Genomic DNA, 11,788 nt, shown 5'->3' with positions numbered 1-11,788 from the left:
CCTCGAAGGTGGGTCACGGGCCCACACGCCGTAAAATTCCTTCCGAATTCTACTCTGAGAACAAAGTGGAAACTATATACACAGCTGTACGTGGAGGGCGCAAGCGAAAGGCGGTAGAAGAATCTAGCGTGCCCGCTTCCGCAGGATCTGCGCGTCGATCCCGCCCGCCTGCATCTCCAGCATGATGAGCGCCGCCTGGATCTGGCGCCCGGTCAGGGGCAGCGTGAACCGGATCCGGGAGCCGTCCTGCGCGATCGCGAGGCCGTCGAGGGTCCCGTCGAGCCCGGCGAGCTTGAGGAACGGATCCTTCGCCGCCCCCGCGATCATGGCGCGCCAGCTCTCCTTTACCGCCGCGACCTGCTCGTCCGTGCCGTCGAGCTGCACCGCGCCCTCGATCCGCGTCGGCTCCGAGAAGTAGGCCGCGGCGTACGCCCAGAGGAAGGCGGCCGGGAGCGCGTCGGGGCGCGGGAGGCCGATCGCCCTCGGATCCCGGGTCGCGAGGATCGCCGCGGGCCAGTGCCCTCCCGCGTCCGGGCCGACGAGCCCGCGGACGAGCTGTCCGAACGGCGGCGGGGCGTCCTTCTTCCTCTTCTTCTCCCCGACGTCGACCATGCACGTCACGGCGCGCGGCCACTCCGGGTGGGTCGGGGCGGCGATCGCTTCGGCGCCGGCGTCGGGCCCCTCGATAGGGCTCCCGGCGGCGCCCGCAGGGGGCTCGGAGGTGACGGCGAGCACTCGGCCGTTGCCCACGAGGTGCCAGCGGTACGCGCCTGGAGCTGTCGCCTCGAAGCCGGTCGTCGTCTCGGTCGTCCGGTAGCCGTCCCGCCCCTTGCCGCTCTCCGTGAGCGCGCGCAGCAGGGCGCGCTGTCCGGAATCGTACGTCGCGATCACGCGGTAGCTGCGCGGATCGTCGAACGGATCCGCGGTGACGAGGAACCCCTCGACGTCCTCTCCCGGATCGAGGCCCGACGCGCCGACCATCTCCCGGTACATCGTGAAAGAGGACAGGAGGCGCGAGAAGCCGCCCTCGAACTCGGTGCCCCGGAACGACGCCATCGAGACCCACGCGATCCACGAAGGGTCGTCGGGCGCGTACGGGAACAGGTCGTGCAGGCAGATCCCGCCCTCGCCGGGGCCCGCGTCCCCCTCGGCCGCGGCGAGCGCCTGCGGGCCGCCGTCCCTGTCCGCGTCGGCGACCCCTCCGTCGGTCGCGGGTGGCTGTGGAAGCTCCTCGGGGCCTACCGCGATCTCCTCGCTCGGCGACGGTGCGACGGGCGCGGGCTCGGGTTCGGGCTCGGGCGGCGCGGGCTCGGGCGCCGTCGGTGGCGGACCGGGCGCCGCCTCGACCACGTCCAGGTTGACGGCGACGTCGGCGACCGGGACGTAATCCGGCCGCGAGAGCATCAGCACGACGAGGTGGACGACGAGCGACAGCGGCGCGGCGATGGCCAAGCGCCGCCACACCCGATCGGGCCGGCGGTTCTTCATTCACTTCCCGGCGAAGAGCACGTGGGCGAGGACCTTCGCGTCACCGAGGATGTTCGAGACGCAGGCGTTCTCGTTCGGGGCGTGCATGGTCTCGTCCATCTTCGACCACACGACGCAGGGCAGCCCCACGCGCCGCAGGTTCGCGGCCACCGTGCCGCCGCCGATCCCCACGGCCTTGCCGTCCACGCCGTACACCGCCTTGACCGCGCTCTTGAGCAGCCCGACGACCGGCGCGTCCGCCGGGGTCGGGGGTGCGGCCTCCTCCTTCTGCTCGAAGCTCACCGCGACCTCGACGCCGAAGTCCTTCTCGACGGAGCGGCACGCGGCGTCGATCCGCTCGAGGACGTCGGCGAGCTTGTACTTCGGCAGCACGCGGCAATCGAGGAAGAAGACGTCGTCGCCGGGCACGATGTTGATAGCCGGGACGTTGTTCAGCTTCTTGGTCGGCTCGAACGTGCTCGTAGGCGGCGCGAACACTGGGTCGGAGTCCGCGAACTCCCGGTGCAGCGTCTCGTCGAGCCGCACGATGAGGTTGGCGCCGGCGCGCATCGCGTTGAGGCCGCGCTCCGGGGTCGACGCGTGGCACTGCGAGCCCTTGAGCTGGAACTTCACCCACATGATGCTCTTCTCGGCGATCTCGATCTCCGTGCCGTCCGCCGCGCCGCCGTCCGGGACGACGATGAGGTCGTTCGCCTTGAACGGGTTGGCGTGCTCGAGCACGTAGTGGATGCCGAACTTGGAGCCGCACTCCTCGTCGGCGACGAAGAGGATCGCGAGATCGCACGGCGGCGCCTCCTCGGACTCGAGGAGCGCCTTCGCGAGCATGACCGCCGAGACGAGCCCCTGCTGGTTGTCCTCCACGCCGCGGCCGTAGATCTTGTCGCCGTCGACGCGGAGCTGCCACGGATCGGACTGCCACTTCTCGAGATCCCCGGGCGGCACCACGTCCGTGTGCGCCATGATCCACATCGTCCGGTCGCGCGACCGGCCGGGGATGCGGGCGACGAGGCTCGGGCGCACGCCCTCGGGGACGCGCGGGTCGGGCGCGTCGATCGTCTCGAGCTGCGTGATCCCGAGCTTCGCGAGGTAGCTCTTCAGGAAGGCGACCTTCCGCGCCTCGCCGGTCTGCTCGGGCGGCGCCTCGTACGTCGGGCTGAGCGCCGGGATGGCCGTGAGCCCGCGCTCGAGCTCGATGACCGCGTCGCGGTAGGTGTCGATCTTCTTCGAAATCGTCGCGAACGGCATGCGCACCTCCTCGTAACCCCCCGAATGACCCCCGTGTTTTCAAGGGGAGTGTAGTTGCGCCGGCCCGCGCGGTCAAACCGCCTCTCGCGGGGCCTCAAAGTCCTTGACACGTCATGCGCCAAATAAGATAAATCGCACTCGCTCGGCGGCCCCTCGTGGCGCAGATTGCTCTTTGCACCCGTTTCTTTGCGCGGATGGCGGAACTGGTAGACGCGCCAGGTTGAGGGCCTGGTGGGGGTTTCTCCATGGGGGTTCGAGTCCCCCTCCGCGCACCAGAGCATGAGTCGACGAGAACGCGCAGCGGCCCCCACCGCGGGCCTCTTCCGCTGGTGCACGGTCGGCTTCGCCGGCTACACCGCCTGGGTCATCGTCAACCTCGTCCTCATCGCGGCGCTGCCCGCGATCGCCCTCGTCGCGCTGGCCCAGCGGAAGCGCGACTACGCGGCGATCCGGCGGTTCGGCGCGGCGTTCCTGTGGCTCTTCTTCGGCAGGTTCGCCGCGGCGATCGGCGTGCACCGCTTCGCCGAGCTGCCGACCCCCGCCGAGGTCGGCCGTGGCCGGTGCGTCTTCGTCGCGAACCACACCTCCTGGCTCGACGCGCTGCTCGCGCTGGCGCTCTTCCCGCGCGTGCGGATGCCGGTCAGCGCGGCGTACGCGAACCTCCCGCTGCTCGGGCTGGTCATCCGCTGGATGGGCTGCATCTCCCTCGACAGGAGCTCGCCCGACGCGCTCAAGGACGGGCTCGACCGGTGCCGGCGCGCGCTCGCGGCCGGGGAGCCGCTGTTCGTCTTCCCGGAGGGCCGGCGCGGCTCGGGCGGCGAGCTCCTCCCGTTCGCGGACGTGTTCTTCCGCTTCGCGATCACCGAGGACGTGCCGGTCGTCCCGGTCGTCATGCACTCCGATCTCCCGTTGTTCACGCCGGCGCGCGGTTCGCTGTTGACGCCGCGGCGGGCGGCGTGGACGATCCGCGTGCTCGGCGCGCTGCCCCGGGACAGCCGGGATCGCGCCTCGGATCTCCGCGCGCTCGCGCACCGGGCGATCGCGCGGGAGCTGCGCGGGCTCGCCCGCTGACCGCCGGACCATGGAGGCGCACATGACGCGTACCGCATTCGGCCCCGAGACGATCGAGCGGATCCTGCCGCACCGCCGGCCGTTCCTGTTCGTGGACCGCGTCGTCGGCTTCGAGCCCGGCGTCGCGATCGAGGCCGAACGGGAGCTGCGCGCCGACGAGCCGCACTTCGCGGGGCACTTCCCCGGACAGCCCATCATGCCCGGCGTCCTGATCACCGAGGCGCTCGCGCAGACCTCGGGGCTCCTCGTCGCGCTCACGGCGATAGAGAGGGGCGAGCGCGTGGAGGGCGACCTGTTCTACCTCGCGCGCGCCGACATGAAGTGGACGAGCCCGGTCGGCCCGGGGGAGACGCTCGTGCTCGAGGCGAAGCTCGATCGGGCGCTCGGGCCGCTCGTGGCGTTCAAGGTGCGCGCCCGCACCCGCCGCAAGGACGTGGCGGCCGGCACCCTCACCCTCGCGAAGGTCGGGGGGTAGCTCTTGCCCGCTGCCTGGTACGCGGCCCACGTCCGCTCGAATCAGGAGCGCGTCACGGCGGAGCTGCTCGAGGCGCGCGGGGTCGAGCACTTCCTCCCGACCTACCGCGTCGCCTCGAAGCGCGCGGATCGCCGCGTCGTGCTCTCCCGCCCGCTGTTCACCGGGTACGTCTTCGTGCGCCTCGATCTCGCGAGCGGGCAGCGCATCGCCGTGCTGCGCGCGCCCGGCGTCGTGCGTCTCGTCGGCTTCGGCGACGCGCCGACGGCGGTCCCGGACGAGACGATCCGCAGCCTGCGCATCCTGGTCGAGGAGGGCGACGGCGCCGCGCGCCCGCACCCGCTCGTCCGCGAGGGGCAGCGGGTCACGGTCGTCGACGGGAGCTTCCGGGGCGCGGTCGGGGTGCTGCACGTGACCGCGGACAGGAAGCCGCGGCTCGTCGTCGAGGTCGAGTTCCTCGGCCGCGGCGTGTCCGTCCCGATTACGGCGGAGCAGGTGCAGCCGCTCTTGTAGGGGGCCGGTTCCCGGCCCCGCGGCTCAGCCGACGAGCCGTGACGCGAGGTCGGCCGGGTCGATCGTCTTGGGCAGGAGGAGGTCGACCCCGGGGGCGGGGGAGAGGCTCTTCAGGTTGACCCCGGTCAGGATGACCAGCCTGCGGATCGACGGGTACGCCGACCGCCACGCGCCCGCGATCGCGAGCCCCTCCGGCTGGCCAGGCCCGAGGCAGTGATCGCACACGACGTGGGTCACCGGGCGCGACGCGAGCACCGTCTCCGCGTCCGCGGGCGTCTCCACGGCGAGGATCTCGTCGAACTTGTTCCTGAGCATGCGCCGCAGGGCCCGGCACACCGCGTTCTCGTCGTCGACGACGAGCAGGATCGTCTTTTCCTCTCCGGGCACGCGGCCTCCTCGCGCACAGGTCGATGATCCATCTTCGACGTCCGAAAGCGTTTCGTCAACGGCTGCGTTGGGGGGGGCGCGCGTCGTACGCCATTGCGGGTTCGTTTTGGTGTATTGTTCTGCAATCTGCTCACGAGCACGCGGGTGCGGCCCGCGATCCAAGGAGGAGAGCGATGCGCTTCCTATTCGGCACGAGAGGCTGGCTCGCGGCGCTGGCGGCGATCCTGCTGGCGGCGGGCGCGTGCGACGATCAGGTCTCCGTCAGCGGGGACGGCGGTCCGGACGGCTCGACCGATACGGACTCCGACACGGACGTGGACACGGACTCCGACGCAGACGGGGACGCGGGTCCGGACGCGGCCGCGTGCTTCGTGGATCCGGAGCGGATCTTCGAGGACGTCGCGTACTTCGCGGGCGAGGATCTCGAGGGCCGGTACCCGGGCAGCGAGGGGAACGAGGCGGCGATGCAGCGCGCCGAGGAGCTTTTCGAGGAGCTCGGCCTCGAGCCGGTGGGCGACGACGACACCTACCGCCAGGCGTTCGACTTCGACGCGTGGGGCATCCAGGAGACGCCGGCCGTGTCGCTCGACGGCGAGGCGCTCGAGGCGGGAACCGAATACGCGGTGTTCAACTACTCGGGCACCGCGGAGATCACGGCCGAGGTCGTCTACGTGGGGTACGGCATGACCGTGCCCGCGTACGATCCCGTCGATTACCCGGACTGTCCGCTGCCGGCGACGGGCTACGACGACTACGAAGGCCTCGACGTGACCGACGGGATCGTGCTCGTCGTGCGCCACGGCCCCGGCGACGACGACACGGTGCCCGACACGTGCCCGGACAACGGTCTGTGCGGCACCGACGCGTGTCTCTGGAACTTCACGTACAAGGCCGCAAACGCGGCGCTCCACGGCGCGGCGGCGATGATCGTCGTGCAGAACTACGACAACCCCGCCGAGATCCTGGCCGGCGCGAGCGTGAGCGGCGGCTACGTCGCCGACCTTGCCTCGGTGTGGATGGACCGCGACGTCGTCGAGGCGGCGATCCCGGATCTCCAGACCTGGACCGATGGCATCGACGCCATTCCCCATTCCCCCGATCGGCACGCGACCGGCGTGAACGCGACCATCGACGTCGCCGCCGCCGTCACCACCGTTCTCACGGGAAACGTGCTCGGAGCGATCATCGGGACCGATCCCGAGATCGGCGGCGAGGTCGTGATCGTGGGCGGGCACATCGATCACCTCGGCGTGGACGGCACGACCGGCGAGATCTACCCCGGCGCCGACGACAACGCGTCCGGATCGGCCGTGACGATGGAGCTCGCGCGGCTCCTCTCCGAGTGCGCGACCCCGGCGCGGACGATCGTGTTCGCCCTGTGGAACGGGGAGGAGGAGGGGCTGCTCGGCTCGGCCGAGTACGCACAGTTCCCGGCCTTCCAGATCTCATCGACGTACGCCGCGTACAGCGTGGACATGGTCGGCGTCGGGGACGGCTCGGGCGTCGCGCTCTACGGCACGACCGAGTCGCAGAACTCCTGGCTGCTCGACGTGATGCAGGGCTCTGCGACGGAGATGGGGTACGACTGGGACGCCGAGGCGGCGGTTCCGATCGACACGCTGGGCTACGGCTCGGACAACCTGCCGTTCGACTACCTGGGCGTTCCGAACGCCATGGCGACGACGCTCGGCGAGCACACCACCTACCACACGCCCGCCGACACGGCCGCCACCATCACCCTGGACGACCTCGAAGCCTCGGCCGCGATGATGTACGCCGGCCTTCTGCCGCTCGTCGAGGGGACCGAGGAGGCGTACCTGCCCGACGGGAAGGGGCGCACGCTGTCCCACGATCCCGCCGTCATGGACTACAGGACGCGTCTCGTCACGGACCGGTAGTCACGACGAAATCGCGAGGACGATACGGTCCCCGGGCTCGACAGGAGGAGCGCTGTGAGATTTCCAATCGGCACGACACGATGGTGTCCGTCGTTGGTGGCCGTGCTGCTCGCCGCCTGCATCGGTTGCGACGATCCGGGCTCATCGGGCGGCGACGCCGGCCCGGACGGCTCGTCGGACACGGACGCCGACACCGACACCGACTCCGACTCGGACGCGGGCCCGGACGGCTCGCCGTGCGCCGTGGATCCTGATCGCGTGTTCGCGGACGTCGCGTTCCTCGCGAGCGAGGAGCTCGGGGGACGGGAGGCCGGGTCCGATGGCAACGAGCTCGCGCTGCAGATGGCGGAGGAAAGGTTCGCGGCGCTCGGCCTCGTGCCCGTCGGCGACGACGGGACGTTCAGGCAGGCGTTCGACTTCACGAAGGACGACTACCTCTCCCCGCCGGCCGTGGCGATCGACGGGGATCCGCTCGCCGGCGGTGACGAGTACGCCTTCCTCCACGGGACAGGGGACGCGGACGTCACGGCCGAGATCGTGTACGTGGGCTACGGCCTGACCGTGCCACCGTACGACGAGGCCGACTACCCGGACTGTCCGCTGCCGTCCGCGGGCTACGACGACTACGGCGGTGTCGACGTGAACGGCAGGATCGCGCTCGTCGTGCGCGACGGCCCGGACGACGACGCGACCGTCCCCGAGGCGTGCCCGGACAACGGCCTGTGCGGCGGCGAGCCGTGCCTGTGGGACTTCTCGTACAAGGCTGCGAACGCGGATCTGCACGGCGCCGCGGCGATGCTCGTCGTGCAGGACGACGCCAACCCGCCCGGGGTCGAGCACCTCGCCAGCGCCGCCGGCGCCGACGACTTCGCGTCGGTGTGGGTGGATCGCGACGTGATGGAGGCGGCGGTCCCGAGTCTCGAGACTTGGACCGCGGGCATCGACGCGGCGCTCCAGCCGAGTCCGCACCTCACGGGCGTGGAGGCGTCGATCTCCGTGGAGACGGGGAGCGTCGAGGTGATCACGGCCAACGTGCTCGGCGCGATCCCGGGCACGGATCCGGAGATCGGCGACGAGGTCGTCATCGTGGGCGGCCACATCGACCACCTGGGGAACGACGTCGGGCTGTACGCCGGCGCCGACGACAACGCCTCCGGCTCGGCCGTGGTGCTGGAGCTCGCGCGCTTGATTGCCGAGTGCGCGACCCCGGCGCGGACGATCGTGTTCGCCCTGTGGAACGCCGAGGAGGACGGGCTGCGCGGCTCGATCCACTACTTCTTCCATTCGATCTACCCGGTCGACTCGACGGTCGCTGCGTTCAGCGTCGACATGGTCGGCGCGGGCGAGGACACGAACCTCGTGCTGTACGGCGCGGTCGACGACGCGAACGCGTGGCTCGCGCAGGTCATGGCGGGCTCGGCCGCAGACATGGGCTTCGACTGGGGCGTGATCCCCGGGGAGGTGATGTACGCCTCGGATCACGCGCCGTTCGCCATGTGGGGGATCCCGGCGGTGTGCGCGATGTCCGGCGCGCTGGAGACGCACCCGTACTACCACACGCCGGACGACACGGCCGCCAACTCCGGGCCGAGCTACGTCGGGATGTCCGCGTCGATGATGTACGCCGGGTTGAAGCCGCTCGTCGAAGGGACCGAGGGGATCTACCTCACGAGCGACGAGGCGATGCTCCGAGACGTGGCTCCCGCCCGGATCGATTCGGACGACCCGTTCCACAGGAAAAGGTAGTCAGCGCGAGATCACGAGCCACGACGTGAGGTGGATGTGGGCCCAGTATTCGGGGTTCCACTCGTACGGCTCGCCCTCGTAGTAGCCCTCGTACTCGAACGTGTTGTCCGCGCCGAGCGTCACCTGATCCGTGACGTCGGTCATCACCATCGCGACGTGCTTCCCCGGGCACCAGCCCGCGCGGCCGTACCACCACGTGCCGTACTGGTTCGGCACGGTCCCGTCGCCGATCTGCGCCATGCAGCCGAGCTGATCCTCGACGATCGGGAACTCCTGCAGGTTGTCCACGCCGTTGACGATGAAGTGGTGGTCGGTGTTCGCGAACTCGCAGCAGTTGGCCGGCGGCATCATGCCGTGGCCGGTGAGCACGGACGCGATCTCGACCTTTTCGGCGTCGGCCGGGACCGCCATCACGACGTCCGGGAAGTTCGCGTTGTAGCTCTCGTCGAAGTTGTACTGGCCCGCGAACAGTGCGTATGTCTCGGACGGCGCCGCGGCCTTGCCCTGGCTCGAGAAGCGCAGGCTCAAGGTCACCTCCCACGGATCGGAGATCCCGATGCGGAACCGGCGCGCCCCGCCGTCCGAGAGGAGCGGGAGCACCCCGCTCACATCGTGCACCCAGCGCCCCTCGCGGTGGTACGACGTGATCCAGTGGCCGATCTCGTCGTCGCAGATCGTCGGATCCCCGGCCTCGCACAGATAGAGGTAGACGTCGTAGTCCCACGCCGGGCAGTCGCCGTACTCGCCGTCGCCGACGCAGGTCATCCCCATGTCGAGCTCGAGCGTGTCGAACCCGGCCATCTCGCCCGCGCTCGGCATGTCGACGTCGACATCGCGGGTCTCTTCGGTGTTGGCCGTCTCCATGTCCCACAGCTCGACGACGGTCGCGTCCTCGGCGGCGAGCCGGGCCGCGCGATCGGCCTCGAAGTTGTAGAAGACGGCCTCGTTCGCGGCCATCTTGAGGTTGGGGCCGAACCAGCCGACCGACCCGTTGTAGCGCCCGGGATCGGCGAAGCTGCCGACGTACCGGATCCGCTGCGCCCGATCGATCCCGAAGCCGAACCGCGGGCTCGTCAGGAGCTCGCCGACGTAGTTGCCCAGATCGGCGGGCGCGGCCGTGACGTAGTGCACGCGATCCGCCCACCACGGCTCGTCCTCGGCCGGGAGCGCGTCGACCGCCGCGTCGACCTTCTCCTTCACCGCGGCGAGCGTCGCCTCGACGTCGCTGCCCGTGCCCGGAACGAAGAAGTAGTGCACGTTCTTGGGCGTCGCCTCGAACAGCGCGTCGAAGTCGACCTGGAACTCCCAGTAGTGGAACCCGAAGTCGCCCTGGTTCTGCGAGGGGTTCTCGGGCAGGAACAGGTACGTGTCGCACCCGGACCAGCTCGCCTTCAGGTTCCAGTCGCCCTCGGTCGTCGGCACGGTGAAGTCCGCGGCGTCGCCCTTGAGCGCGTCGGTCGCCTCGACGTCGACGAACGGGACGCTCGGCAGGCCGAGCTCCGCGCAGTCGAGCGTCGGGTCCGGCCCGGTGTCGGTGTCGGTGTCGGCGTCGGTCGAGCCGTCCGGCCCGCCGTCGCCCGCGTTCCCGCCGCCGTCGTCGTCGCCGCCGCACGCCGCGAGCGTCGCGGCCAGGGAGAGAGCCAGCATCCAGTTCCAGCGCATGTTGCCTCCTCGTTCGAAAACGATCTCTTTGGGACTATGTAACCGAACCTCACCATTTTTGCTGAAGGATCTTTGGTCTTCCCGTCCATTCCGTCCATTCCGTCCATTTCGTCCATTGTGAGGCCAACCCGGAAATGGACCCCGGAAATGGACCCAAAGGAAGGACCCAATGGACGGAATGGACAGTGGAGGCGGCGCCCGACCTCGGGGAGCTCGTGGACGACCCGGAGCGCTGGTCGCTGTGAGCCTGCGGTCGATTTTCGGCAACCTTTTACGCGAACGGCCGATAGGGAAGTGCGCCGCGCGGGGCGGTGCGATATGATTCCCGAGGAGGCTCGCGATGGAGAGCAACGTTTCGTTCGAGGAGATCCGGGATCTGTTTCGGCAATCGCAGATCGAGGCGGACCGGCGCAAGGCCGAGGCCGACAAGAGCGCGGCAGAGTCGCGCGCCGAGTTCGACAGGCGGCTCAAGGAGCTCGGCCGGCAGATCGGCGGGCTCGGCAACCGGCTCGGCGAGTTCGTCGAGGGCGTGGTGCGGCCGGGGCTCGTTCGCCTCTTCCGCGAAAAGGGGATCGAGGTGCATCAGACGCTTCGCGATCTCGAGGCGGGGCGGGACGGCGTGTCCGCGCAAATCGATCTGCTCGTCGTGAACGCGGACCATGCGGTGGTCGTCGAGGTGAAGTCGAAGCTCGAGACCGGCGACGTCGACGAGCACGTCGAGCGGATCGGGAAGTTCAGGTTCCTTTTCCCGCAGTACCGGGAGACGCGGCTCCTCGGTGCGGTCGCCGCGATGGTCGTCCCGGGCGAAACGGCTCGGTACGCGGAGAGGCGCGGCATGTTCGTCATCGGCCATGCGGGCGACGACGCGGTGTTCCTCAACACGCCGGGGTTCGAGCCGAGGGCGTGGTAGGGGAAACAGAGGGACGGTCCTTAAAAGTTTATTAAAATTTCGCTTGGCGAACATTATCCTCTCGTCCGGTACCTACTGATTCTCCACGACAATTTAGCGCGGCGCGCATTGACTTAGTCATGTTTGTGATTTAGCTTAGTCCGCATGGAAGAGCACGCCACCAGCGTCAACGTCCACGAGGCCAAGACCCACCTCTCCCGCCTGCTCGTCCGGGTCGAGAACGGCGAGGAGATCGTCATCGCGCGCAGCGGAGTCCCGATAGCGCGGCTCGTCCCGGCGGATCGCCGCTCGGCGCAGCGCGCGCTCGGCGCGGACGCTGGCGCCGTCGTCGTCCCTGAAGATTTCGACTCGCCGCTGCCGGCCGACGTCCTCGACGCGTTCGAGGGTTGAGCGCCC

Annotated in this window: 11 protein-coding genes and 1 tRNA gene; 8 read left to right on the top strand and 4 right to left on the bottom strand. The window is 69.7% G+C overall.

What is annotated here, in order from left to right; all coding sequences use genetic code 11:
- Positions 1-123: 123 nt before the first annotated feature.
- A complete protein-coding gene (locus M0R80_20745; protein ID MCK9462062.1) occupies positions 124-1,488 on the bottom strand; it encodes a hypothetical protein in 1,365 nt (454 codons plus the stop codon).
- The gene (locus tag M0R80_20740) at positions 1,489-2,733 is read right to left on the bottom strand and encodes a M20 family metallo-hydrolase (protein MCK9462061.1); all 1,245 of its coding nucleotides are present in this window, start codon (positions 2,731-2,733) and stop codon (positions 1,489-1,491) included.
- Between the two features lie 188 nt (positions 2,734-2,921).
- Between M0R80_20740 and M0R80_20735 the strand changes: the two genes are divergently transcribed.
- The 4 genes from M0R80_20735 to M0R80_20720 all read left to right on the top strand — a co-directional run bounded on the left by M0R80_20735 (position 2,922) and on the right by M0R80_20720 (position 4,789).
- Positions 2,922-3,008, top strand: a tRNA-Leu gene (locus tag M0R80_20735).
- Positions 3,009-3,012: 4 nt separating this feature from the next.
- Positions 3,013-3,804, top strand: a complete 792-nt coding sequence (locus M0R80_20730; protein MCK9462060.1) for a 1-acyl-sn-glycerol-3-phosphate acyltransferase — start codon at positions 3,013-3,015, stop codon at positions 3,802-3,804.
- Between the two features lie 22 nt (positions 3,805-3,826).
- Positions 3,827-4,279: a 3-hydroxyacyl-ACP dehydratase FabZ gene (gene fabZ, locus M0R80_20725; GenBank protein MCK9462059.1), complete on the top strand. Its 453-nt coding sequence runs from the start codon at positions 3,827-3,829 to the stop codon at positions 4,277-4,279.
- Between the two features lie 3 nt (positions 4,280-4,282).
- Entirely contained in the window at positions 4,283-4,789 is a 507-nt protein-coding gene (locus tag M0R80_20720; protein ID MCK9462058.1) for a UpxY family transcription antiterminator, read from the top strand.
- A 24-nt stretch (positions 4,790-4,813) separates the two neighbouring features.
- Here M0R80_20720 and M0R80_20715 read toward each other — a convergent pair whose 3' ends face one another.
- Entirely contained in the window at positions 4,814-5,176 is a 363-nt protein-coding gene (locus tag M0R80_20715; GenBank protein MCK9462057.1) for a hypothetical protein, read from the bottom strand.
- Between the two features lie 173 nt (positions 5,177-5,349).
- On the opposite strand from M0R80_20715, the gene M0R80_20710 reads away from it, so the two are divergent.
- Both M0R80_20710 and M0R80_20705 read left to right on the top strand, forming a co-directional pair.
- On the top strand, positions 5,350-7,074 hold the full coding sequence (locus tag M0R80_20710) for a M28 family peptidase (GenBank protein MCK9462056.1): 1,725 nt from the start codon (positions 5,350-5,352) through the stop codon (positions 7,072-7,074).
- Between the two features lie 54 nt (positions 7,075-7,128).
- Positions 7,129-8,820: a M28 family peptidase gene (locus M0R80_20705; GenBank protein MCK9462055.1), complete on the top strand. Its 1,692-nt coding sequence runs from the start codon at positions 7,129-7,131 to the stop codon at positions 8,818-8,820.
- Here the strand turns inward: M0R80_20705 and M0R80_20700 are convergent, their stop codons facing one another.
- Positions 8,821-10,482 (bottom strand): hypothetical protein, encoded by a 1,662-nt coding sequence (locus M0R80_20700; protein ID MCK9462054.1) that lies wholly within the window; start codon positions 10,480-10,482, stop codon positions 8,821-8,823.
- 340 nt (positions 10,483-10,822) lie between these two features.
- Between M0R80_20700 and M0R80_20695 the strand changes: the two genes are divergently transcribed.
- Together M0R80_20695 and M0R80_20690 are read left to right on the top strand one after the other, a co-directional pair.
- Positions 10,823-11,392: a CDK5RAP3 family protein gene (locus tag M0R80_20695; GenBank protein ID MCK9462053.1), complete on the top strand. Its 570-nt coding sequence runs from the start codon at positions 10,823-10,825 to the stop codon at positions 11,390-11,392.
- Between the two features lie 144 nt (positions 11,393-11,536).
- Positions 11,537-11,782, top strand: coding sequence for a type II toxin-antitoxin system Phd/YefM family antitoxin (locus M0R80_20690; GenBank protein MCK9462052.1), 246 nt, complete (start codon positions 11,537-11,539; stop codon positions 11,780-11,782).
- Positions 11,783-11,788 lie beyond the last annotated feature (6 nt).

Source organism: Pseudomonadota bacterium (assembly GCA_023229365.1).
Lineage (GTDB): Bacteria > Myxococcota_A > Polyangia > JAAYKL01 > JAAYKL01 > JALNZK01.
Note: the sequence above shows the minus strand (reverse complement) of the source record. Positions and strands in the feature narration are given on the sequence as shown.

Excerpts from the sequence above, each read along its gene's own strand:
- M0R80_20745 (MCK9462062.1), bottom strand. The coding sequence starts at position 1,488 with ATGAAGAACCGCCGGCCCGATCGGGTGTGGCGGCGCTTGGCCATCGCC.
- M0R80_20740 (MCK9462061.1), bottom strand. The coding sequence starts at position 2,733 with ATGCCGTTCGCGACGATTTCGAAGAAGATCGACACCTACCGCGACGCG.
- M0R80_20730 (MCK9462060.1), top strand. The coding sequence starts at position 3,013 with ATGAGTCGACGAGAACGCGCAGCGGCCCCCACCGCGGGCCTCTTCCGC.
- fabZ (MCK9462059.1), top strand. The coding sequence starts at position 3,827 with ATGACGCGTACCGCATTCGGCCCCGAGACGATCGAGCGGATCCTGCCG.
- M0R80_20710 (MCK9462056.1), top strand. The coding sequence starts at position 5,350 with ATGCGCTTCCTATTCGGCACGAGAGGCTGGCTCGCGGCGCTGGCGGCG.
- M0R80_20700 (MCK9462054.1), bottom strand. The coding sequence starts at position 10,482 with ATGCGCTGGAACTGGATGCTGGCTCTCTCCCTGGCCGCGACGCTCGCG.
- M0R80_20695 (MCK9462053.1), top strand. The coding sequence starts at position 10,823 with ATGGAGAGCAACGTTTCGTTCGAGGAGATCCGGGATCTGTTTCGGCAA.
- M0R80_20690 (MCK9462052.1), top strand. The coding sequence starts at position 11,537 with ATGGAAGAGCACGCCACCAGCGTCAACGTCCACGAGGCCAAGACCCAC.